Annotated in this window: 22 protein-coding genes and 1 pseudogene; 6 read left to right on the forward strand and 17 right to left on the reverse strand. The window is 63.2% G+C overall.

Features of this window, described 5'->3' with window-relative positions:
- From B7X30_RS06320 to murB, 14 genes and pseudogenes are all read right to left on the reverse strand, one after another.
- A pseudogene (locus B7X30_RS06320) lies at positions 1 to 176 on the reverse strand (nitronate monooxygenase); the annotation flags it as partial.
- Between the two features lies 1 nt (position 177).
- On the reverse strand, positions 178 to 1,962 hold the full coding sequence (locus tag B7X30_RS06325; protein ID WP_286729899.1) for an acyl-CoA dehydrogenase: 1,785 nt from the start codon (positions 1,960 to 1,962) through the stop codon (positions 178 to 180).
- A gap of 90 nt (positions 1,963 to 2,052) precedes the next feature.
- On the reverse strand, positions 2,053 to 2,985 hold the full coding sequence (locus B7X30_RS06330; protein ID WP_286729901.1) for an electron transfer flavoprotein subunit alpha/FixB family protein: 933 nt from the start codon (positions 2,983 to 2,985) through the stop codon (positions 2,053 to 2,055).
- Positions 2,986 to 3,036: 51 nt separating this feature from the next.
- Entirely contained in the window at positions 3,037 to 3,786 is a 750-nt protein-coding gene (locus B7X30_RS06335; protein ID WP_286729903.1) for an electron transfer flavoprotein subunit beta/FixA family protein, read from the reverse strand.
- 206 nt (positions 3,787 to 3,992) lie between these two features.
- Positions 3,993 to 5,636 (reverse strand): acyl-CoA synthetase, encoded by a 1,644-nt coding sequence (locus tag B7X30_RS06340; RefSeq protein ID WP_286729904.1) that lies wholly within the window; start codon positions 5,634 to 5,636, stop codon positions 3,993 to 3,995.
- A 73-nt stretch (positions 5,637 to 5,709) separates the two neighbouring features.
- On the reverse strand, positions 5,710 to 6,996 hold the full coding sequence (locus B7X30_RS06345) for a mechanosensitive ion channel family protein (RefSeq protein ID WP_286729906.1): 1,287 nt from the start codon (positions 6,994 to 6,996) through the stop codon (positions 5,710 to 5,712).
- A 66-nt stretch (positions 6,997 to 7,062) separates the two neighbouring features.
- Positions 7,063 to 7,782, reverse strand: coding sequence for a hypothetical protein (locus B7X30_RS06350; RefSeq protein WP_286729907.1), 720 nt, complete (start codon positions 7,780 to 7,782; stop codon positions 7,063 to 7,065).
- Complete coding sequence (gene zapE / locus B7X30_RS06355) at positions 7,779 to 8,876, reverse strand: cell division protein ZapE (RefSeq protein ID WP_276728648.1); 1,098 nt, start codon at positions 8,874 to 8,876, stop codon at positions 7,779 to 7,781. The genes B7X30_RS06350 and zapE overlap by 4 nt, the downstream gene beginning before the upstream one ends.
- A gap of 10 nt (positions 8,877 to 8,886) precedes the next feature.
- Positions 8,887 to 10,320: a dihydrolipoyl dehydrogenase gene (lpdA, locus tag B7X30_RS06360; protein WP_286729908.1), complete on the reverse strand. Its 1,434-nt coding sequence runs from the start codon at positions 10,318 to 10,320 to the stop codon at positions 8,887 to 8,889.
- 73 nt (positions 10,321 to 10,393) lie between these two features.
- Positions 10,394 to 11,716, reverse strand: a complete 1,323-nt coding sequence (odhB, locus tag B7X30_RS06365; RefSeq protein ID WP_286729910.1) for a 2-oxoglutarate dehydrogenase complex dihydrolipoyllysine-residue succinyltransferase — start codon at positions 11,714 to 11,716, stop codon at positions 10,394 to 10,396.
- Between the two features lie 135 nt (positions 11,717 to 11,851).
- Positions 11,852 to 14,704, reverse strand: a complete 2,853-nt coding sequence (locus B7X30_RS06370; RefSeq protein ID WP_286729911.1) for a 2-oxoglutarate dehydrogenase E1 component — start codon at positions 14,702 to 14,704, stop codon at positions 11,852 to 11,854.
- A 278-nt stretch (positions 14,705 to 14,982) separates the two neighbouring features.
- Entirely contained in the window at positions 14,983 to 15,516 is a 534-nt protein-coding gene (def, locus tag B7X30_RS06375; protein ID WP_286729913.1) for a peptide deformylase, read from the reverse strand.
- Positions 15,517 to 15,538: 22 nt separating this feature from the next.
- Entirely contained in the window at positions 15,539 to 15,877 is a 339-nt protein-coding gene (locus B7X30_RS06380; protein ID WP_286729914.1) for a DUF4282 domain-containing protein, read from the reverse strand.
- Complete coding sequence (gene murB, locus B7X30_RS06385) at positions 15,877 to 16,902, reverse strand: UDP-N-acetylmuramate dehydrogenase (RefSeq protein ID WP_286729916.1); 1,026 nt, start codon at positions 16,900 to 16,902, stop codon at positions 15,877 to 15,879. Before murB ends, B7X30_RS06380 begins: the two co-directional genes overlap by 1 nt.
- 43 nt (positions 16,903 to 16,945) lie before the next feature.
- On the opposite strand from murB, the gene B7X30_RS06390 reads away from it, so the two are divergent.
- Positions 16,946 to 17,431: a YajQ family cyclic di-GMP-binding protein gene (locus B7X30_RS06390; protein ID WP_013105673.1), complete on the forward strand. Its 486-nt coding sequence runs from the start codon at positions 16,946 to 16,948 to the stop codon at positions 17,429 to 17,431.
- 6 nt (positions 17,432 to 17,437) lie between these two features.
- Positions 17,438 to 18,118 carry a retropepsin-like aspartic protease family protein gene (locus tag B7X30_RS06395; RefSeq protein ID WP_013105672.1) on the forward strand — a complete coding sequence of 227 codons (681 nt, stop codon included), beginning with the start codon at positions 17,438 to 17,440 and terminating at the stop codon, positions 18,116 to 18,118.
- A 14-nt stretch (positions 18,119 to 18,132) separates the two neighbouring features.
- On the opposite strand, the gene plsY is transcribed toward B7X30_RS06395, so the two are convergent.
- Positions 18,133 to 18,765: a glycerol-3-phosphate 1-O-acyltransferase PlsY gene (plsY, locus tag B7X30_RS06400; protein WP_286729919.1), complete on the reverse strand. Its 633-nt coding sequence runs from the start codon at positions 18,763 to 18,765 to the stop codon at positions 18,133 to 18,135.
- A gap of 11 nt (positions 18,766 to 18,776) precedes the next feature.
- On the reverse strand, positions 18,777 to 19,265 hold the full coding sequence (locus B7X30_RS06405; protein WP_286729921.1) for an aminoacyl-tRNA deacylase: 489 nt from the start codon (positions 19,263 to 19,265) through the stop codon (positions 18,777 to 18,779).
- A 38-nt stretch (positions 19,266 to 19,303) separates the two neighbouring features.
- Here B7X30_RS06405 and B7X30_RS06410 point away from each other — a divergent pair, with 38 nt between their 5' ends.
- The 4 genes from B7X30_RS06410 (at position 19,304) to B7X30_RS06425 (ending at position 22,818) form a co-directional block, all read left to right on the forward strand.
- The gene (locus tag B7X30_RS06410; protein ID WP_286729923.1) at positions 19,304 to 20,155 is read left to right on the forward strand and encodes a 3',5'-nucleoside bisphosphate phosphatase; all 852 of its coding nucleotides are present in this window, start codon (positions 19,304 to 19,306) and stop codon (positions 20,153 to 20,155) included.
- Between the two features lie 11 nt (positions 20,156 to 20,166).
- A complete protein-coding gene (locus B7X30_RS06415; RefSeq protein WP_286729924.1) occupies positions 20,167 to 20,802 on the forward strand; it encodes an L-threonylcarbamoyladenylate synthase in 636 nt (211 codons plus the stop codon).
- A gap of 90 nt (positions 20,803 to 20,892) precedes the next feature.
- A complete protein-coding gene (locus tag B7X30_RS06420) occupies positions 20,893 to 21,552 on the forward strand; it encodes a site-2 protease family protein (RefSeq protein ID WP_286729926.1) in 660 nt (219 codons plus the stop codon).
- 36 nt (positions 21,553 to 21,588) lie between these two features.
- A complete protein-coding gene (locus B7X30_RS06425; protein WP_286729928.1) occupies positions 21,589 to 22,818 on the forward strand; it encodes a tryptophan--tRNA ligase in 1,230 nt (409 codons plus the stop codon).
- Here the strand turns inward: B7X30_RS06425 and B7X30_RS06430 are convergent.
- Positions 22,807 to 23,370, reverse strand: coding sequence for a DedA family protein (locus tag B7X30_RS06430; RefSeq protein ID WP_286729930.1), 564 nt, complete (start codon positions 23,368 to 23,370; stop codon positions 22,807 to 22,809). The genes B7X30_RS06425 and B7X30_RS06430 overlap by 12 nt on opposite strands.
- Between the last annotated feature and the right edge of the window lie 102 nt (positions 23,371 to 23,472).

A 23,472-nucleotide genomic window follows, 5' to 3' on the forward strand; every position in this document is an offset into this window, starting at 1 on the left:
GTGATTTCGGCCAGCCATTCGTCGAGCTGCGACGCCGGGCGGGCATTCAGCGCGGGAAAACTGCCGACGATGCCCGCGGTGCATTGCGCAATCACCAACTTGGGATTGGAGATGATGAACAGCGGCGAGCCGATGACAGGCAGCCGCAGCTTGGAAAGAATGGCGGGCAGACTCATCTCAGAACGCCTCCACCGGCAGGGCCATCACGCTGTCGGCGCCACTCAAGACTGCGTCGCGCAAACCGCCGCAGCGCGGCAGGATGTGGGCGCAGTAAAACGCAGCGGTGGCCCGTTTGGCTTGGGCGAAGGCGGCTTCATCCGCCGGAAGGTCGCGCGTGGCCAGCCAGCTTTGCGCCATCTGCCAACCGGCCATCAGGTTGCCCGCCAGCATCAGATAAGGCACGCTGCCCACGAACACCGCGTTGGGGTCGGACTTGCCGTGCGCCGCGACAAACGCCACCACCTGCGAATACGCTTCGCGGGCTTGCCGCAGCTGGCCGGCCATGGCCACGGCCTGCGCATCGCCCGTGGCCGTGAGTGCTTCTTCGACCTTGCTCACCCGCGCGGCGAAGTGCAGCGCCAGGGCGCCGCCATCGCGCACCGTCTTGCGTCCCACCAGATCATTGGCCTGGATGGCCGTGGTGCCCTCGTAGATAGTGAGAATGCGGGCGTCGCGGTAATACTGGGCCGCCCCCGTCTCTTCGATGAAGCCCATGCCGCCGTGCACCTGCACGCCCAGGCTCGCCACCTCGATGCTCATCTCTGTCGAGTAGCCCTTGACCAGCGGCACCAGAAACTCGTAGGCCGCCTCGTGCGCAGCGCGCTGCCCGGCATCGGGATGGGCGCGGCCCACGTCGTGCAGACTCGCGGCCACCAGCGCGAGCGCGCGGCAGCCCTCGGTGAGCGCGCGCATGGTCATGAGCATGCGGCGCACATCGGGGTGATGCACGATGCTCACCGACTGCGCCGCGCTGCCGTCCACCGGGCGCGACTGCACCCGATCCTTGGCATAGGCCACCGCCTTTTGGTAAGCCCGCTCGGCTACGGCAATGCCCTGCAGGCCCACGGCGTAGCGGGCCGCGTTCATCATGATGAACATGTATTCCAGCCCGCGATTGGCCTCGCCCACCAGCTCGCCAATCGCGCCGGTTCCCACCTCGCCCTTGCCGTCGCCGTAAATCAGCACCGCCGTCGGGCTAGCCTTGATGCCCAGCTTGTGTTCGATAGAGGCGCACCAAACGTCGTTGCGCCGCCCGTCTTCCAGCACCTTGGGCACGATGAACAGCGAAATGCCCTTGACCCCGGCCGGTGCATCCGGCAGGCGGGCCAGCACCAGGTGGACGATGTTGTCCGCCATGTCGTGCTCGCCGTAAGTGATGTAAATTTTCTGGCCGAACAGCCGGTAAGTTCCGTCGCCCTGAGGCTCGGCGCGGCTGCGCACCAGCGCCAAATCAGAGCCCGCCTGCGGCTCGGTGAGGTTCATGGTGCCCGTCCACTCGCCCGAGATCAGCTTGGGGATGTAGCGCTGCTTCTGCGCATCGGTACCCGCGGTGAGCAAGGCTTCGATGGCGCCGTCTGACAAGAGCGGGCACAGCGCGAAACTGAGGTTGGCGCTGTTGAGCATTTCGGTGCAGGCCGCCGAGATGCTTTTGGGCAAACCCTGCCCGCCAAATTCAGCCGAATGCTGCAGCCCTTGCCAGCCGCCATCGACGAATTGCCGGAACGCCTGCTTGAACCCCGGGGTGGTCGTCACCTTGCCGTCTGCCCAGGCACTGGGATGGAGGTCGCCCTCGCGGTTCAGCGGGGCGATCACATCGCGGTTGAATTTGCCGCATTCCTCCAGCACTGCGGCCGCCGTGTCGGGGGTGGCGTCCTCGAAGCCTGGCAGTTTGGAAATGGACTCCAGGCCTGCGAGATGTTCGAGGTCGAACATCATGTCGCGGATGGGGGCGGTATAGCTCATGCGAGTCTCCGTCTGGGGATGTTTGTGGAGCAGCCGTCTGCGCGGCTGTCGTCGGGTGTCAACACGTTGTGAACGGGCGGGGTTTAAGCCTCAAATCTGCTTGACCATTTCCGGCACGGCAGTGAACAAATCGGCCACCAGACCGTAATCGGCCACGCCGAAGATCGGCGCTTCTTCGTCCTTGTTGATAGCGACGATGACCTTGCTGTCTTTCATACCGGCCAGATGCTGGATGGCGCCGGATATACCCACGGCCACATAGAGTTGCGGCGCGACGATCTTGCCGGTTTGCCCCACCTGCCAGTCGTTGGGGGCATAGCCCGCATCGACCGCAGCGCGGCTGGCGCCCATCGCGGCGCCGAGTTTGTCGGCCAGCGGGGTCATCACGGCCTCGAAGTTTTCCTTGCTGCCCAGGCCGCGCCCGCCGGAGACGATGATCTTCGCCGCCGTGAGTTCCGGCCGCTCGCTCTTGGTGGTTTCGCGCCCGACCAGGCTGGACAGCCCGGCATCGGCCACGGCTTCAACGCTGCTCACCTCGGCCGTGCCGCCGGTCGCGGCCACCGGGTCGAAGCCCGTGGTGCGCACGGTGATGACCAAGATCTTGTCGCTGCTTTGCACCGTGGCAATGGCGTTGCCAGCGTAGATGGGGCGATCGAAAGTATCAGGGCTATGCACATGAATGATGTCGGAAACCTGCGCCACATCGAGCAGGGCCGCCACGCGCGGGGCGATGTTTTTGCCGAAGGCCGTGGCCGGCGCCAGGATGTGGCTGTAGGACGGCGCCAAAGCCAGCACTTGCGCAGCGCTGGCTTCCGCCAGGCCCGCGGCGAGTTGCGGCGCGTCGGCGCACAACACCTTGCTCACGCCGACAGCCTGCGCGGCAGCCTGGGCAACCGCTGCGCAGTTTCGTCCGGCAACGAGCACATGCACTTGCGGATCGCACAGCAGCGCGGCGGCAATGGTGTTGAGGGTGGAGGGTTTGAGAACCTGGTTGTCGTGTTCGGCAATGACGAGTGCGGTCATGGAAAAATCCTCGAATGGGTTGCTTGCGGAAAGCCGCTCAGGGCAGGCAGGTCAGATGACCTTAGCCTCGGTCTTCAGACGAGCGACCAGCGTGGCGACATCGGGCACCTTCACGCCCGCGCCGCGCTTGGGCGGTTCGGCAACCTTCAGCGTTTTGAGTCGCGGGCTCACATCCACGCCCAGTTCTTCCGGCTTGAGGGTATCAATCGGCTTTTTCTTCGCCTTCATGATGTTGGGCAGAGTAACGTAGCGCGGCTCGTTGAGCCGCAGGTCGGTGGTGATGACGGCGGGCAGCTTGACCGCGATCGTCTCCAGACCGCCATCCACCTCGCGGGTGACTTTCGCCAGCGTGCCGTCGAGTTCGACCTTGGACGCAAAGGTAGCCTGCGACCAGCCCAGCAGAGCAGCCAGCATCTGCCCGGTCTGGTTGGAATCGTCATCGATGGCCTGCTTGCCCAGAATGACCAACTGCGCACCCTCTTTCTCGACCACAGCCTTGAGCAGCTTAGCCACAGCCAGGGGCTGCAACACAGCCTCGCTTTCCACCAGCACACCGCGGTCGGCGCCGATCGCCATGGCGGTGCGCAGGGTCTCGCCGCAGGCGGCTACACCACAACTCACCGCGACGATTTCGGTCGCTGCGCCCTTTTCCTTGAGCCGCACCGCTTCTTCCACGGCGATTTCGTCAAACGGGTTCATGCTCATCTTCACACCGGCGGTATCGATGCCGCTGCCATCCGACTTGACCCGCACCTTGACGTTGTAATCCACCACGCGCTTGACCGCGACCAGCACTTTCATGCAATTGCTCCAGTAGGGTTTGTTGTGTGGGGTCAGTATAGGCAGCGCCCTGATCTGAACGGGCCGACCGACCCATAATAGAACGACCGTTCGTTTTTGGCAGTGTAACGACGGACGCGGCCGCAAATCAAGCCCCGCGCAAAGGGCCCATTACCTTTGGCGGAATCAGGAAGGGCCGCTTTCAACGCGGATTTCTACAGATCAATCTACAGATCAATCGCCTCGCGGGAATGCGCCTGTGCGCGCAAGGCGTATTTCTGAATCTTGCCGGTGGACGTTTTGGGCACCTCGCCAAACACCACTTTGCGCGGCGTTTTGAAGCCTGCGAGGTGAGCTTTGCAGAACGCGATGATTTCTTCTTCGGTCGCCGTTCGGCCTTGCTTGAGTTCGACAAACGCGCAGGGACTCTCGCCCCATTTCGGATCGGGCATGGCCACCACGGCGGCCACCAGCACAGCGGGGTGACGGTAAAGCACGTCTTCGACTTCGATGCTGGAGATGTTTTCCCCGCCCGAAATAATGACGTCCTTGCTGCGATCCTTGATCTTGATGTAGCCATCGGGATCGACCACCGCGAGGTCGCCGCTGTGAAACCAACCGCCATGAAAAGCCTGCTCGGTCGCCTCGGGGTTGCCCAGATAGCCTTTCATCATGATGTTGCCGCGAAACATGATTTCGCCCAGGGTTTGCCCATCGTGCGGCACTTCTTCCAGGGTGTCTGAGTTCCGCACGGTCGCGGCATTCTGCAGGTGATAGCGCACGCCCTGCCGCGCATTCAAACGCGCGCGCTCGGGCAGCGGCAGCTCAGTCCAGGACTCCTGTTTGGCGCAAACCGTCGCCGGGCCATACACCTCGGTGAGGCCGTAGGTGTGAGTCAGGTCGAAACCCATGGCTTCGAGCCCCTCGATCAGCGCCGCGGGTGGCGCGGCGCCGGCGACCATGGCCCGCACCGCGTGGTGAATGCCGGCTTTCATCTCGGCGGGTGCATTGACCAGCAGATTGTGGACGATCGGGGCGCCGCAGTAATGCGTTACACCCGCGCTTCGGATGCGATCGAAAATGGCCTGCGCCTCGACCTTGCGCAGACAGACGTTGACCCCGGCCCGCGCGGCCACCGTCCACGGAAAGCACCAGCCGTTGCAATGAAACATGGGCAGGGTCCACAGATAGACCGGGTGCTTGGGCATGTCCCATTCGAGAATATTGGACACCGCATTCACATACGCGCCGCGATGGGAGTACACCACGCCCTTCGGTTTGCCGGTCGTGCCGGAGGTGTAATTCAAGGAGATCGAATCCCACTCGTCGGCCACATCGGGCAACGCCTCGCTCGCCAGACCTTCTGCGAGCAGCGCCTCATAATTCAGCATGCCGATGCCTTGGCCGCCGGGCACGAACTCCGGATCGGGCACGTCGATCACCAGCGGCGGCGCCAGACCTTGCTCCACCGCGAGCGCCACGGCCCGCTGCATCACGGCCGCCAGTTCAGGGTCGACCAGCACGGCCTTGGCGCCGCCGTGCAACAGCATGTAGGCCAGCGCCTCGGCGTCGAGCCGGGTGTTGAGGGTGTTGAGCACCAGCCCGGCCATGGGCACGCCGAAATGCGCTTCCACCATGGTCGGCACATTGGGCAGCATGACCGCCACCACATCCCCGCGCTGCAGGCCCCGTCGCACCAGGGCCGATGCCAACCGTCGGCAACGCTCACGCGTCTGCGCCCAGTTGCGCTGCAGGCTGCCGTGAAGAACGGCCAAGCGCTGCGGATAAAGGTCGGCGGCATGATCCAGAAAGATCAGCGGCGTGAGCGGCGCGTGGTTGGCGCGATTGGGGGTGAGGTCGGCGTCTTGCATATCGGTCTCCTTGTCTCGACAACATGCTGCAGCAGACGCCTTTCGCAGACCTTGCGTTGGGAGCCTGCGCTCGCTATTGGCGCTCTGCAGCCTGCGCGGCTGGCTCCTTGCCTGGCGCCCACTGCAAAACCCGCTGCGGAAACGGAATCTCGATCCCGTTTTGTTTGAGCGCATGCCAGATGGCGAGATTGACCTGGCCGCGCACGCCCAGTGTGCCGTGTTCCGGGTCGGCAATCCAGTAGCCCACGGTGATGTTGATGGCGCTTTCGCCAAACGCATCGAGTACCGCGCTCGGGCCGGGGCTTTGCAAGACGCGAGGCACGGACTGCGCCGCCTCTTTGATGAGCACCAGCGCCTTTTCAACGTCGGTGTCGTACGACACGCCCACCGTGGTCGAGAGCCAGACGTTGGGGTCGTTATACGAGAGGTTTTCGATGCGGTTGGCGATCAGCATTTCGTTGGGCACGATGGAGTCCGTGCCCCCGGCACTGCGCACCAGGGTGTAACGGGTCTTGATGTCGATGATCTGACCCTGAAAAGTCTCCACCCGCACGTTGTCGCCCACACGCAGACTGCGCTCGAGCAGAATGACAAAGCCCGAGACGTAGTTGGCTGCGATTTTCTGCAAACCCAGACCGAGGCCGACGCCCAAGGCACCACCGAACACGCTGAGCACGGTGAGATCGATGCCCACCATCTGCAAGGCGGTGAGGATGGCCACCAACAGCACCACCGACCGCAGCAGCCGGGTGAACACCAGACGCAGGCTGGCGTCCAGCGGCGAGCGCATCAGCCGCGATTCCAGCAGCGAAGAAACCCACAGCGCCAGCAGCAGCGTGACGGCGATGGACGCCGCGCCCTTGAGCAAGGTCCAGCCGGAAAGGCGCTGACTACCCAGGGAGATCGACAGCGCATCGAGCGCTTCGTGAATTTCAGGCAGCACACCCGCCAGATGCAGCGCCAGCGTCACCCACAGGCCGATACTGACCACCCGCACCAGATAGTGCACGCCGCCATCCTTGGAAAACCGTTGCCTTGCGACGGAACCGGCCAGACGTACCAGCAGCAGCACCGCCAGCACCGGCAGCGCCAGTTTGAGCAGCGGCAGTTTGAGCAGCAGATGCGAACCATGCCGCACCAGAACCAGCGCCAGCAAAGCCACCGCAGGAAATCCCAGGCCGTAGCGCCAGGTCGCGCGAAACGCCGTCTTCCAGTTGGGCAGCTTGCGCACCTGCTTTTCAAGCGCCGAGCCCAGCAGCACACCCAGCGCCACAACGCCCAGCAGAATGCCGATCTGCAGCCGCAGTTGCTCTGGGGATTGGTGCGTGAACGCCGCGATAAGAGGAGATTCAATCAACATGCGCTATAGCCCGAAGGGCCCGAATGAACAGGCGGGCATGGTAGCCCGCCGCACCCGCGTGCTCTTCTACGGTGCGCTGGGTGGCGGCACCGGCAACGGCGCTGCCGACGGCTTGGCGGCATTCTGGCGCGCCTGCTCGGCCTGCTTCTCGGCGTAGGCCTTTTGCTTGGCGGCGAAGTCGGCCTCCGCCTGCTTGACCTCCGCCGCGCGCTGCGCCGGGCTCATCTGGCTTTGCGGCGCTGGGGCCGGAAACAGGCGCCCCGCAGGCGTGGGCACGGGCGCAGCGGCGGTGGCAGGCGTCTTCGGCGGCGCTGCAGCGGCCTGTGCTGCGGAATGTGCTGTGTTTTGGGCTGCTTGTCGGGCGGCCCGCTGCTGTCGCTGTGCAAGGTCGGCTTCGCGCGCCGCGCTCTGCTGCTCGGCTTGTGCGCGGTCGGGCTGTCCGCGCTGTGAGGCGGCCCTATTCGCCTGCACCCGGCGGAGTTCGTCTTCGGCAGCGCGCAGGCGGCCGCGCAATGCAATGGCCTGCAGATCGGTGTCGATGGGGGCCAGTGCGGCACGCTCCTTCTCGCGTGCCGCGTCGAGGCAGTCGTTGACAAAAAAGCGCTGCAGACAGGCGCCGCGCTGCGCCGCGTACTCCGCCTGCACCTGCGCGCGCTGCTGCTGCAAGACCACTTGTTGCGCAGCGTCTTGAGCCGGGGTGGGTTGCGCCGCCGCCAGGGCAGCGCTCGAACCTAGGCAAGCCATCAGCACCCACCCGACTGGGAAAACCTTTTGGAAGACGTTCATACCAGCGTGGCCTCGCCCTGGCGCCGCCCCTCGCGCAAATACTCGGCGCTCTGCATTTCGTTCAGGCGCGAAACGGTGCGGGTGAATTCATAGTCGAGCGGCCCGTGCACATAAAGCTGCTCGGGCGGCACGGCGGCTGACAGAATCAGTTTGATGCGACGGTCGTACAGCACGTCCACCAGCAGGGTGAAGCGACGCGCGGCGCTGGCCATGTCTTCGGTCATCAGCGGCACGTCGGACAGCAGCACGGTGTGAAAGCGGCTGGCGAGTTCGAGGTAGTCGTTTTGCGAACGCGGGGTTTCGCAGAGTTCGTGAAAGCTGAACCACACTACGCCGCCGGCCCGCTGCAGCGCCTGCACTTCGCGGCCTTCGATGGTCAGCACCGGGTCTTCTTCGGTGCTGGAAGCCATACGCTCGAAGGCCTGTTCCATGCGGGCTTGCGCCTCGTCTCCCAGCGGGGTGATGTAGAGGTTGAGTTCGCGCAGGGCTTTGTGGCGATAGTCCACACCGGCATCGATTTTGACCACATCCATTTTTTGTTTAATGAGTTCGATGGCGGGCAGTATGCGGTCGCGGTGCAGACCGTCAGGATAAAGATCGTCGGGATGAAAGTTGGAGGTGGCAACCATTTGCACCCCATGATCGAACAACCCGTCGAGCAGGCGATGCAGGATCATGGCATCGGTCACATCGCTGATGTGAAACTCGTCGAAACAGATCAATCTGAAGCGCCGCGCAATGCGTTTGGAAAGCTCGGTCAGCGGATCGACCGTGCCCTGCAATGCGGCCATTTCGCGCTGCACCTCGTGCATGAACTCGTGGAAGTGCAGCCGCGTTTTGCGCAGCAGCGGCACGGTGACAAAAAACGCATCCATCAGCATCGACTTGCCCCGCCCCACGCCGCCGTAGAGGTAAACCCCGCGCGGCAGTTCGGGGTGCACCAGGGCCCGGCGAATGGCGCTCGACCGGCGCGACTTGTACTCGACCCATTCGTCGTAACACTGCTGCAGACGGGCCACGCCCGCGCGCTGGGCGGCATCCGCGGTAAAGCCTCTCTCACTCAGGGATTGCTCGAAATACTCGGTGACATTCATGCGCTGCCGATCAGAAGTTCAGCGTGCGGCCGGCAACGCCCAGCGCCGCTTCCTTCAGGCTCTCCGACAGCGTGGGGTGCGCGTGGCAGATGCGGGCGATGTCTTCGCTGGCGGCCTTGAATTCCATCGCCACGGCAGCCTCGGCGATCAGCTCCGAGGCCATCGGGCCGATGATGTGCACGCCGAGAATTTCATCGGTCTGCGCATCGGCCAGCATTTTGACGAATCCGGTGGTGTCACCCAGGGCACGGGCACGGCCATTGGCCATGAAGGGAAAACTTCCCGCCTTGTAAGCGCGGCCTGCGGCCTTGAGCTGCTGCTCGGTTTGTCCGACCCAGGCGATTTCGGGCGCGGTGTAAATCACCCAGGGCACGGTGTTGAAATCGACGTGCGGTTTCTGCCCGGCGATGCGCTCGGCCACGGCCACGCCCTCTTCCTCGGCCTTGTGCGCCAGCATGGGGCCGCGCACCACATCACCCACCGCCCAGATGCCCGGCAGGTTAGTGCGGCAGTCGGCGTCCACCTGAATGAAGCCGCGCTCGTCGAGTTGCAGGCCGATAGTTTGTGCACCGAGCGAGTCGGTATTCGGCTTGCGGCCGACGGAGACGATGAGCCGCTCGACCTTGAGCGTCTGCGCTTCGCCTTTGGCGTTGGTCCAATCGACGGTCACCCCGTTTTTCAGCACCTTGGTCGCCGTGATCTTCGCGCCCAGATGAATCGCCAGCCCCTGTTTGGTGAACTGCTTGAGCGCCTCTTTGGCGATCTGCGCATCGGCGGCGGCGAGAAAGTCGGGCATGGCTTCGAGCAGGGTGACTTGCGCACCAAGGCGGCGCCACACGCTGCCCGTCTCCAGCCCGATCACCCCGGCGCCGATCACGCCCAGCGTCTTGGGCACAGCGTCGATGGCCAGCGCGCCGTCGTTGGACAGCACGCGCTGCTCATCGAAGTCCAGACCGGGCAGACTGCGCGGCACCGAGCCGGTCGCCACGATGATCTGCTTGGCCGACAGCACCTGCTCGGCGTCCTTGCCGGTCACCGCGACCTGCCATCCGGCGTCGGCGTTGCCGCCTTTGAACGCGGCTGTGCCGTGGAAAAACGTGACCTTGTTCTTCTTGAACAGGTAGAGGATGCCTTCGTTGTTCTGCTTGACCACTTGGGCCTTGCGCTGCTGCATGACGGGCACATCGATGGACAGGCCGCTCACGCCAATGCCATGCGCGGCGAAATCGTGCCCCGCCTGCTCGAAATGCTCGCTCGACTGCAACAGCGCCTTGGAGGGAATGCAGCCGATATTGGTACAGGTGCCGCCCGGCGCAGGGCCGCCCTGGGCATTGCGCCAGGCGTCGATGCAGGCCACGTTTAGGCCCAGTTGAGCGGCGCGGATGGCAGCGATATAGCCGCCAGGGCCAGCGCCGATGACGATGAGATCAAATTCCGAAGACATGATGGTTTCCTGGTTGCGCGCACGCGGCGCGTCGACGCGAATAAGCGGATGAAGCCTTGGCTTGGCGCCCGGATCAAAGATCGAGCAGCAGACGCGCCGGGTCTTCGAGCGCCTCTTTCATCGCCACCAGACTCAGCACCGCTTCGCGGCCGTCGATCAGGCGGTGGTCGTAGCTCAGCGCCAGGTAGTTCATCGGGCGAATCACGATCTGACCGTCTTCGACCACGGGCCGGTCTTTGGTGGCGTGGATGCCCAGAATGGCCGACTGCGGCGGGTTGATGATGGGCGTGGACAGCATCGAGCCGAACACCCCGCCGTTGCTGATGGAGAAGGTGCCGCCGGTGAGCTCCTCGATGGTCAGCTTGCCGTCACGCGCCTTGGCGCCAAAATCGGCGATGGCTTTTTCGATGTCGGCAAAACTCATCTGATCGGCATTGCGCAGAATGGGCACCACCAGCCCGCGCGGACTGCCCACGGCGATGCCGATGTCGAAGTAGCCGTGATAGACGATGTCATTGCCGTCGATCGAGGCGTTGAGCAGAGGGAACTTGCGCAGCGCATGCACCGCGGCGCGCACAAAAAAGCTCATGAAACCCAGCTTCACGCCGTGTTGCTTCTCGAACTTGTCTTTGTACAGATTGCGCATGTCGATCACCGGCTTCATGTTCACTTCGTTGAAGGTGGTGAGGATGGCATTGGTGGCCTGCGACTGCAGCAGCCGCTCGGCGATGCGCGCGCGCAGGCGGCTCATCGGCACGCGCTGTTCGGGCCGGTCGGTGTAGGCGGCGAGATCGAGATCGGCCTCCACCGGCTGCAACGCGGGGATGGTGAGCGAGGGCATTGCGGCCGCAGCGGGCGCCGGTTTCGGCGCCGGTTTCGGCGCGGGCGTTGGGGCTGGAACGGACGGCGGCTTGGGCGCAGCCGCAGCCTGCAAGGCATCACCCTTGGTAATGCGGCCGCCGCGCCCGGTGCCCGCCACATCAGACGGATTCACGCCCTGCTCGGCCATGATCTTCGCCGCAGCCGGCATAGCCACCGCAGCGCCTGCGGAGGGAGCCGCAGGCGCAACTGCAGATGCAACCGCGGTCGGAGCCGAAACAGCCGATTCAGCCGCCTTGACCGGCGCCACGGGCAACGGGCTGGTCTGCGGTTTGGCTTCAGTGTCGATCTTGGCAATGACTTCGTCGCTGGTCACCGATTCGCCGTCGTTCTTGACGATCTGCGCCATCACCCCGGCTTCGGGAGCGGGCACTTCGAGCACCACTTTGTCGGTCTCGATTTCAATCAGGATTTCATCCTGCGCCACGGGTTCGCCGGGCTTTTTCTTCCAGGTCAGCAGAGTGGCTTCAGCCACGGATTCGGAGAGTTGGGGAACTTTGATGTCGATCAGCGCCATGATGGAGTCCGGTATTTTTAAGGCGGCCGCGAGAAGAAAGGAAGGGAACTGCGGGAACTGCGCGGCCAGTGAACGGTGTCAGAAGATTTTTTGTGGGGTTTCAGGGCGGCCGGTACGCGCGCCGCCCGTCATCAATCAGCGCGTCAGCACATAGCCTTTGAGCTTGCCGAAGGCCGCGCTCAGAAGCTCTTTTTGCTGCTCGGCATGTTTGGCGTAATAGCCCACCGCGGTCGATGCGGAGGCGGGCCGCCCGGCGTAACCGAGCTTCTGCCCTTCGAGCATGTTTTCGTGGATGTGATGCTGTACGAAGAACCATGCGCCCTGATTCTGCGGCTCGTCCTGGCACCACACGATGTCGCGCGCATTGGGGTAGCGTTTGACTTCAGCCGCAAAGGCCTTGTGCGGGAAGGGATAGAGCTGCTCAAGACGAATGATGGCCACATCGTCGATCTTGCGCTCGGCGCGCGCCGCCAGCAGGTCGTAATACACCCGCCCGGAGCAGGCCACGATGCGCTTGACTTTATCGGCCTGCAGTTCTTCCACCTCAGGCAAGACCACCTCGAAACGGCTGTTCGCCAGATCGGATAGCGGCGACTTGGCATGCGGGTGCCGCAGCAGCGACTTGGGCGTCATGATGATCAGCGGCTTGCGGAAGGGCCGGAGCATCTGCCGCCGCAGTAGATGAAAAATCTGCGACGGGTTGGTCGGCTGGCAGACCTGCATATTGGTTTCGGCGCAAAGCTGCAGATAGCGCTCCAGGCGCGCCGAAGAGTGCTCCGGCCCCTGCCCTTCGTAGCCATGCGGCAGCATCAGCGTCAGGCCGCAGGCGCGGCCCCACTTCACTTCGCCAGCCGAGATGAACTGGTCGATGAGCACCTGCGCGCCATTGGCGAAGTCGCCGAACTGCGCCTCCCAGATCACCAGGGTGCGGGGATCGGCGGTGGAGTAGCCGTATTCGAAACCCAGCACAGCCTCTTCCGACAGAATGGAGTCGATCACGGTGAACGGCGCCTGCCCTTCGGCGACGTTCTGCAGCGGGATGTAGGTGCCGACGTCCCACTTTTCGCGGCTTTGGTCGTGCAGCACCGAGTGGCGATGGCTGAAGGTGCCGCGACCGCTGTCTTCGCCGGAAAGCCGCACTGGAAAACCATTGGCCACCAGCGAGGCGAAGGCCATGTGCTCGCCCATGCCCCAGTCCAGCGGCAGTTCGCCGCGGCCCATCTTGGCGCGATCGGCAATCACTTTTTCGACCAAGGGGTGAAGCTTGAAATTCTCTGGCACGGTGGTAATGCGCTCGGCCAGCCGCTTGAGCTCGGTCATCGGCAGGGCCGTGTCAGCGCTGTCGGTCCAGCGGCGGTTGAGGTAGGGCGACCAGTCGACCGCGTACTTGCTCTTGTAGTTGGTGAGCACCGGCTCCAGGCTGATGCCCGACTCCATTTCGGCGCGGAATTCGTGCACCAACTGATCGGCATCCGCCGCGGCAATCACCCCTTGGCTCACCAGACGGTCTGCATAGACCTTGCGCGCGCCCGGATGCGCCACGATCTTTTTGTACATCAGCGGCTGGGTGACGGCGGGGGTGTCCTGCTCGTTGTGCCCCAGTTTGCGGAAACAAACGATATCCACCACCACGTCATGATGGAACTGTTTGCGATAGTCGAGCGCCAGACTGGTCGCAAAGGCCACGCTCTCAGGATCGTCGCCATTCACATGCAGGATGGGCGCCTCGATCATTTTCGCCACATCGGTGCAGTACAGCGTGGAGCGCGCATCACGCGGATCGGAGGTGGTGAAGCCGATCTGGTTGTTGATGACAATGTGCACCGTGCCGCCCGTGGTGTAGCCGCGAGTCTGCGCCAGCGCCAGGGTTTCCATCACCACGCCCTGCCCGGCAAACGAGGCATCGCCATGCACCAGCACCGGCAACACGGTTTCGCCGAGCGCGTCGCCGCGCCGATCCAGCCGCGCCCGGGTGGAGCCTTCGATCACCGGATTGACGATTTCCAGATGCGACGGGTTGAACGCCAGGCTCAGGTGCACCGGGCCGCCGGGCGTGGACACATCGCTGGAAAAGCCCTGGTGATACTTCACGTCACCGGACGGCAAGTCATCTGCATGTTTGCCCTCGAACTCGTCGAACAAGTCCTGCGGCCGTTTGCCCAGGGTGTTGACCAGCACGTTGAGGCGGCCGCGGTGCGCCATGCCGATGACCACTTCCTGAATGCCCAGCGCGCCCGCGCGCTGAACCAGGGTATCCATGGCGACGATAAAACTCTCGCCGCCTTCGAGCGAAAAGCGCTTCTGGCCGACATATTTGGTCGCCAGATAGCGCTCCAGCCCTTCGGCAGCGGTCAACCGTTCAAGCAGATGTTTTTTCGCCTCGACATCGACATCCGGGCGCGTGCGGGTGGATTCCAGCCGCTGTTGCCACCAGCGTTTCTGGTCCTGATCGCTGAGGTACATGAACTCGGCGCCCAGTGAGCCGCAGTAGGTTTCGTGCAGGTTGTTGAGCAATTCGCGCAGCGACAGATTTTCGCGATCGAAAAAGGTGTTGCTGACGTTGAACACGGTTTCCAGATCGGCATCGGTAAAGCCATAGAACGACGGCTCCAGATCCGGAATATTCGGTCGTTCGGTGCGTTTGAGCGGGTCGAGATCGGCCCAGCGCACTCCCACATTGCGGTAGGCGGCGATCAGTTGCTGCGCGGCAACCCGTTTACGCGCCAGTTCACCATCGGCCACTGCCTGCAAGGTGCGGATCGGGCCGGATTTGGCGCGCTCGGCAAAGGCCGACACCACCGGGGCATGCGGCACATCGCGCGCATTGCTGCCGTCGAGCGCGGGCACATGTTGCAGCGCATCGAAGTATTCGCGCCAATGGTCGGGAACCGAACCGGGATTAGAGAGATAGCTCTCGTACATCTCTTCGACATACGGGGCATTGCCGCCGAAGAGATAGGAATTGGCTTTGAATTTCTGCATCAACATATGCGCTCACAGTCTGCCGGGCACCCCGGCGCTCAGTGGGAAAACATCCTTCCGCGGCTCGGGCTGCCCGATTGGCGGATTGCGGCTTTAGAAGGGCCTGGACTCAAACGAGTCTGGCAACACTCTAGCACGCAGTTTTGATGCAACGCAAAGCAGGGATGTAAGTGAGCGTTTCTGCAGAGCGTCGCTGCTTGGCGTGGCTGGCGGCATCCCGGGTGAATTTCCCCGGAATCGCTCGGGCTTGCAAATCCATTCAGTTGAGTCTTTGGAAACCGCCATCAGTCGTCAGCGATGTCCTGCCCGGGAAACAACTCGTCGGTAAAGCCGAACCGGCTGAAATCGCGGATGCGCATGGGGTAGAGCTTGCCGATCAGATGATCGCACTCATGCTGCACGACGCGAGCATGGAAGCCTTCGGCCTCGCGGTCGATGGGGTTGCCATGGGCATCCATGCCGCGGTAGCGAATCCGGCGAAAGCGCGGTACCCAGCCGCGCAGGCCGGGCACCGATAAACAGCCTTCCCAGCCCTCTTCCTCGGCATCGTCGAGCACTGAAATTTCCGGGTTGATGAGGACCGTCTGCGGCACAGCAGGCGCCTCGGGGTAACGGGCGCTTTGGCTGAAACCGAAAATCACCACGGCCAGGTCAACCCCGATCTGAGGCGCGGCAAGGCCAACACCACCGGCCGCCTGCATGGTCTCGAACAGATCGGCGATCAGGGCGTGAAGTTCGGGCGTATCCGCCTTGACCACCGGTTTGGCGACGCGCAACAGCCGGGGGTCGCCCATGCGCAAAATGGTGTGGGGCGTCATCGGCTAGCTCTCCAGTTGGCAGTCAGCGCAGGCCCGCGCGTTGTGACAGCAATTGCAAGGCCTCGTGCATCTGCAGATAGGCGATGATGAATTCAAACATCATGCGCCACATGAGTTCCATGCAGAAAAAACACAGTAGAAACAACAAAACAGAGATCACGCGCCAACGCTTGGGAACGACCCGGCGAACCGCAGACGCTGACACGCCGCGCATCGACCGCCAAAGCGCGAAACGATCGAGCCACAGCCAGAACGCCCAGGCCAGCATCGGCATGCCGATGGCGCCCAGCGCGTAAACCACGCGCAGCACGTCCAGGCTGACAAAGGTGCGGAAGGCGAAAAAATCGACGATCGCCTGCATCACAGAATGACCGGTTCGGGCTCAAGTCGAAGGCCGAATTTCTGCTCGACGCTGTCTTGCACCGCGCGCGCCAGTTCCAGCACGTTGGCGCCCGTAGCCCCGCCGCGGTTGACCAGAACGAGGGGCTGCTGCTCATGCACCCCCGCGCGGCCCAGCGTTTGCCCTTTCCAGCCGCAGGCGGCGATCATCCACGCTGCGGCGAGTTTGTAGGTGCCGTCGTCCAGCGGGTAGCTGACGATGTCGGGATGTTCTTCCAGGATTTCATTGCGGATGGTGCGATTGACCACCGGATTTTTGAAAAAGCTCCCGGCGTTGCCCAGCTGGGCAGGATCCGGCAATTTGCTGGTTCGGATGGCGCACACGGCCTTGAACACGTCGTGGGGCGATGGATCGGAGATGCGCTCGCGCTGCAACCACCGCGCCACATCCGCATACCCCGCCACAGGCGCCCAGGGCTTGGGCAGACGCAGGCGAATCGCGGTGATGACCGACTTGCCCGCGAGTTCGCGTTTGAAAATGCTGTCGCGGTAGCCCAGCCGACAATGTGCCGCAGGCAAGGTGGCGCTGCGGCCGGTGACCAAGTCGACCACATCGACCGACTCCAGCCGGTCGGACAACTCCAAGCCGTACGCGCCGATGTTCTGCACCGGCGCCGCCCCCGCCGTGCCGGGAATGAGGGCAAGATTCTCCAGCCCAGCGAAGCCCTGCTCCAGCGCCCAGATCACCACGTCATGCCAGGGCTCGCCTGCGCCCACTTCGATCAGGGTGGAACGGGCGTCGTCTTCGAGCACGCGCAGGCCGCGAATTTCCGTCTTCACCACCACCGCATCGTCAATGTCGCGGGTGAACAGCACGTTGCTTCCGCCGCCCAGAATGAATTTGGGCGAACGTCCCCATTCGGGATGATCGACCACCAGACGAACATCGCGCGCACTGCGCACCCGCACCAGACGCCGCGCGGTGGCTTCGATGCCAAAGGTGTTGAATGCGCGCAGGGGCACATCGGTTTCGAGTTCCAGGCTCATAGAATCCCACAAATCAAACGTCCATTATCTTCAAGGTTCACTTATGCCCTCTTTCGATGCCGTTCTCGAACCCGATCTTGTCGAAGTGCGCAACGCCTGCGATCAAGCGGCGAAGGAAATCGCCACCCGCTTTGATTTCAAGGGCAGTTCCGCCCAGGTCGAGCAGAACGACAAGGCGCTCACGCTGACGGCCGACAGCGACTTTCAGCTCGGGCAGGTGCGCGATGTGCTCATGGCCAAGGCCGCCAAGCGCAAAATCGACCCACGCTTTTTCGATCTCGGGAAAATCGAAAAAATTTCCGGAGATAAGGTCAAACAGGTCATCACCGTGAAGGCCGGCATTCCGCAGGAGCTGGCGAAAAAGATCACCGCAGCGATCAAGGGTTCCAAGCTCAAACTGACCGCAGCGATTCAGGGCGACATCGTGCGCATCACCGGGGCCAAGCGCGATGACCTGCAGGCAGCTATGGCGGTGCTGCGCAAAGACATCGAGGAAGCGCCGCTGTCATTCAACAATTTTCGGGACTGAGCTGGCGTGAGCAAATCCGCCAGGCTGCTGCGCCCTTGGTCTGCTGCGCGCGCTGCCCGCTGGGTCTTAGCCTGCACGGTCTTTGCGCTTGGCGGCAACCCGGCCTTTGCGGCGGCAAGCGTGGGTCTGGCCGGAAAATTTGGCGATCAGGCGCTGCTGGTGATCGACGGTGGCGCGCCGCGCACAATGCGCATCGGTCAAACGGTGCAAGGCATGAAACTGTTGGCCCTCTCGGACCAACAGGCCACGGTGGAAGTCAGCGGGCAGAAAATGCAACTGGGCCTGGGCGCCGCGCCGCTGGGCGTGGGGGCGACGGCCGCGCAGCGCACCGTTCTGTTTGCGAAATCAAACGGACAGTTCGTGACAGAGTGCCGCATCAACGGCGAACTGTTGCGCATGATGGTGGACACGGGGGCCACCCGCATCACCCTCAGCCGCGAACAAGCCCAGCGGCTGGGAATCAATCTGCAGAATAGGCGAACCTCGGCCGTCAACACCGCCAATGGCACCATCCCTGCAACCTTGATTGATCTCGACAAAGTGCGCGTGGGCCATATTGAGCTGCACAACGTACCCGCCGTGGTGATCAACACCCCAATGCCCTACGCCCTGCTCGGCATGAGCTTTCTGCAGCGGGTCAATATGCAACACGACGGCGACCGCATGACCCTGAGCCCTCGATATTGAGGGGCGCGCGGTTTTTATTTCTTCCGCCCGATGCGGCTTTCTTCGCCGCGCATCAGCTTGCCGATATTGCTTTTGTGTCGCCAGATCAGCAGCGCGCTGATGATCACCAGAGCAAGCAGCAGCGCGGGGTCGACGTTCCAGGCCAGCCCGCCGCCAAACCAGTAGTAAAACGGCGCGAATACCGCAGCCACCAACGCCGCTAAAGAGGAGTAGCGAAAAAACCCGGCCACGATCAGCCAGGTCGCCAGCGTAGCCAGCCCCAGCCAGGGCTGGACGGCCAGCAACACGCCCGCAGCAGTCGCCACGCCTTTGCCGCCCTTGAAATGGAAAAACACAGGGTAGAGATGCCCCAGAAACACGGCCACAGCCACCAGGGCCACACCCGGCGCGCTAAGCCCGAAGCCAGGACCGATCACCAGGCCCAGCCAGACCGCCAGCCAGCCTTTGAAGGCGTCGAGCAGTAAGGTCAGGATGGCGGCGAGCTTGTTGCCGCTGCGCAGCACATTGGTGGCGCCCGGGTTGCCCGAACCGTAGGTGCGCGGATCGGCCATGCCCATGACGCGGCTGACCAAGACGGCGAACGACAGCGATCCCAACAGATAGGCCAGCCCGGCGAAGATCAGGGCCACAACGTTCGATGTATTCATGCTTTGTGATTCTATTGAACGCAGTTCACCCAGCGCACCTGCAAAACCGCGTCGAGCACGTCGGGGGAGAGCCCCAGCAAATAGCCGCGCCGCCCGCCATTGATGTAGATGCGCTCCAGCGCCCGCACCGATTGCTCGCCATAAATCGGCATGGCCTTGCGCAGTCCAAATGGCGACGTTCCGCCGACCAGATACCCGCTATGCCGCTGCGCCACCTCAGGCTTGCAGGGCTCAACCTGCCGCGCACCGATCGCCCGGGCCAACTGCTTGGTCGAGACCTCCCGGTCGCCATGCATGAGCACGACCAGCGGTTGCGAGGCATCGTCTTGCATCACCAGGGTTTTGATCACCGCGTGCACCGGCAGCCCCAAGCTCTGCGCGCCCCAGGCGGCTCCGCCATGATCGACGTAGTCATACACATGCTCGGTGTAGGCCACGCCTTGCGCGCGCAGCCATTGCGTGGCCGGGGTCAGGCTGATGTGTCGACAAGATTTGCCCATCCGGCGCAGTTTAGACGTCCTCCCTACAATGCGGCATCATGTTTGCTTCTTCTGCGCGCAACCCCGATCTGCACTGTCATTCCACGGTTTCAGACGGCACACTGGCGCCTGCCGCCCTGGCGCAGCGGGCCCATGCGAATGGGGTCGATCTCTGGGCGCTCACCGATCACGATGAACTCGGCGGCTTGACCGAAGCGCGGCAAAGCGCCGAGGCGCTGGGTCTGCGTTTTGTAACTGGGGTGGAAATTTCGGTATCTTTTGCCGCGCAGACCGTGCACATCGTGGCGCTGAATTTCGACGATTCTCATCCGGTCTTGCAAGGCGGCCTGCAACAGATTCGCGCCGGTCGCGACCAACGCGCAAGAGACATGGCGGCCGATCTTGAAAAGCATCTGGGTCTGTCCGACGTGTACGCCGGCGCGCTGCGCTATGCGGGCAATCCGGCGCTGATGTCGCGCACGCACTTTGCCCGCTTGCTGGTGGAACTCGGCGTGTGCCGCCAGACCCACGAGGTGTTCAGCCGCTATCTCACACCGGGCAAGCCCGGCTATGTCGAACACGAATGGGCCCGCCTCGACGAGGCCTTGAGCTGGGTTCGCGCCGCCGGGGGAATCACCGTGATCGCTCATCCCGGGCGCTACCGCTTCACCGAAACCGAAGAGTGGGCCCTGCTGGAACGCTTCAAGTCGCTGGGCGGTCAGGGCATCGAGGTGGTGACCGGCAGCCATACCGCAGCGCAGGCCCGCAAATACGCCAAGCTCGCGCTGGAATTCGGCTTCTACGCCTCGCGCGGCTCCGATTTTCACAGCCCAGGAGAAAGCATCTGCGACCTCGGGCGTCTCGCCCCCCTGCCTGCCGATCTCGCTCCCGTCTGGGATTTGCTGCATTGAACCCCTCCACCATGGCGCAATACTTCAACCTGCACCCCGACAACCCGCAGCTTCGGCTGATCAAGCAAGCCGCCGCCGTGCTGCACAGTGGTGGCGTGGCGGCGATTCCGACCGACTCGTCTTATGCCCTGGTCTGCCATCTCGACGACAAAGCCGCCGTGCAACGCCTGCGGCAAATCCGCCAGGTGGATGAGCGGCATCACCTCACCCTGCTGTGCAGCGACCTGTCCGAACTGGGCAACTATGCCCGCGTGGACAACCGGCAATACCGTCTCATCCGCGCCTGCACGCCCGGGCCGTACACCTTCATTCTCGAAGCCACCAAGGAAGTGCCGCGCCGGGTGTCGCACCCCTCGCGCAAGACGATCGGCGTGCGGGTGCCGCAAAACGCCGTTGCCCACACCCTGCTGGTGGAAATGGCCCAGCCCCTGCTCGCCGCCACCTTGATTCTACCCGGAGACGAACACGCGCTGAACGACGCCGCCGACATTCGCGACCAGCTCGAGCATCAAGTCGATCTGGTGCTCGACGCCGGGCCCTGCCCAAGCGAGCCCACCACCGTGGTCGATCTGTGCGGCGCCGAGCCCGTGGTCATTCGCATCGGCCGCGGCCCGCTCGATGCGCTCGGCCTCCCGGCCTTGCAGTAAACCCCGCAAGCAAGCTCTTCATCCTTGGCGCAGGGCGGGTCAAGCCGCCCCTGGCCCGCCCTGTCACAACGCCCTTCCTACAATTCCCGCATGGATCAACTCATACAGGCTGTCACCGTCTACGCCCTGCCGGTGCTCTTCGCCATCACCCTGCACGAAGCGGCGCACGGCTATGCGGCGCGCTACTTCGGCGACAACACCGCCTACATGATGGGCCGCGTATCGCTTAATCCGGTGCGGCACATCGATCCGATCGGCACCATCCTCGTGCCTCTCATTCTCTATTTCGCCACCTCCGGGGCTTTTCTTTTTGGCTATGCCAAGCCGGTCCCAGTGAATTTCGGACGACTGCGCAACCCCAAGAGCGACATGATCTGGGTCGCGCTCGCCGGCCCTGCTTCCAACTTTTTTCAGGCTTTTCTCTGGGGCCTGCTGCTTGTCGGCCTGCACGCCTTCGCCGTCAACGAGGTCTATTTTTACGATGTCGCCCAGGCCGGCATTCTGGTGAATCTGGTGATGTTCGTGTTCAACCTGTTTCCGCTGCCGCCACTCGATGGCGGCCGCATTCTGGTGGGGCTGCTGCCCGTGCGGCAAGCCATCGCCGTCTCAAGGGTCGAACCCTACGGCTTTTTCATCGTGATGGCGCTGGTGCTCACCGGCATCGTCACCAACTTCTGGCTCAGTCCGCTCATGGCACTATCCATGCAAGTTCTCAAGATTCTGCTCAGCCCCTTTCAGATGCTCCTCTGAGCCCGACCCTCTCTTCATCACCCGACTCTTTTCCTTATGACTCTTATTGCACAGGCCGCTGGCGCAACGAGCGCCGATGATCGCGTTTTGTCCGGCATGCGCCCCACGGGTGCGCTGCACCTGGGGCATTACCACGGCGCCTTGAAAAACTGGGCACAGCTGCAAAACTCGCACGACTGCTACTTTTTCGTCGCCGACTGGCACGCGCTGACCACCCATTACGAAACGCCGGAAACCATCCACGCGCACACCACCGAGATGGTGATCGACTGGCTGGCCGCTGGCGTCGATCCGAACAAGGCCACCCTATTCGTACAAAGCCGGGTGCTGGAGCACGCCGAGCTGTTTCTGCTGCTGGGTATGGGCACCCCTTTGTCCTGGCTGGAGCGTGTGCCCACATACAAAGATCAGATCGCCAATCTGAAGGACAAAGACCTGACCACCTACGGCTTTCTCGGCTACCCGCTGCTGCAGGCCGCAGACATCCTCATTTATCTGGCGCGTTTTGTGCCCGTCGGGGCCGATCAGGTGCCGCACATCGAGATGAGCCGTGAAATCGCGCGCCGTTTCAACAACCTCTATGGCAAAGACCCTGCGGTTGAGGCGCAGGCGCGAGCCGCGGCGGCCAAATTGCCCGAGGACGTTCGCGCACAACTCGCTGCCCTGCGTCGTGCCGCCGATCAGGAGGGGCTGACCGAAAAACGCGAACAGGCTCGCGAACTGATCGCCGCCAGCAAACTGTCGCGTGCAGAAAAAGACGCCTTGCGAGCGCAACTCAGCGGTGGTCGCAGGCAAATCCTGCGCGAACCCGAAGCGCTGCTGACCCCTGAGTCCAAGCTGCCAGGGTTGGATGGCCGCAAGATGTCCAAGAGCTACGGCAATTCCATCGCCATCCGGGAGAAGCGCGCGAGCGTCGAGCACAAAATCAAACGCATGCCCACCGATCCCGCTCGCGTCAAACGCACCGATCCCGGCACGCCCGAACGCTGCCCCGTCTGGCAATTCCACCTGGCCTACACCGACGACGCCACCCGCGACTGGGTGCAACGCGGCTGCACCACGGCGGGCATCGGCTGCCTGGAGTGCAAGCAGCCCGTCATCGATGCCATCCTGCGTGAACAGCAACCCATGTTCGAGCGGGCGCAGCCCTACCTCGACAACCCCGCGCTGGTGCACGACATCCTGGCGCACGGTAGCGACAAGGCGCGCGCCACGGCACAACAAACCATGCACGCCGTCCGAGACGCGATGGGCCTAAAGATTTGAAGATGCTCGTTCTCGGCGTTTCCACAGACGCCAGACGATCAACACGCCGACGATGGCGATAGCCAGCAGGATTTCTTCGGCCCATTGCAAGCGAGACGCCAACTCCGCCACGCCTGCGCCGAAAAACCATCCCAGCCCCGTGACCAGCGGCGCCCACAAGGCGGCGCCTATGGTGTTGTAAAGCACAAACCGCCAGGGTGCTACGCCCGCCATGCCGATCAGCACAGGACCGGCGATGCGCAAGCCATAGAGAAAACGCACGCTCACAATCGCCCAGGGCGCCCCGCGATGCAGCAAGCGCTGAACGCGGGGCAGATTGTTTTCCAGGCCCGAGAAACGCTGGACCAACTGCGGCCCAAACCAACGCCCCAGAAAGAAAAAAAACTGATCCCCCAGAGTAGCTGCCAGTGCAGCCACCAAAACAACCCAAGGCCACTCCAGCCAGCCACGGTGGGCCCCATACCCCGCAAGCAGCAGTACGGTCTCTCCCTCGGCAAATGCGCCTAAAGCCACTGCAGCATAGCCGTAATGTCGAACGAAGTCCTCGACCATGGGTTACAGATCTATCGGGATAGTTGGCGCACAAAAAAACCGGCCAGTGGCCGGTTGATTTTGCAGCGCCCTGACTTTTGATCAGGAAGCCGCCGCCCTACC

Source organism: Thiomonas sp. 13-64-67 (genome assembly GCF_002282795.1).
In the GTDB taxonomy this organism is placed as follows: domain Bacteria; phylum Pseudomonadota; class Gammaproteobacteria; order Burkholderiales; family Burkholderiaceae_C; genus Thiomonas; species Thiomonas arsenitoxydans.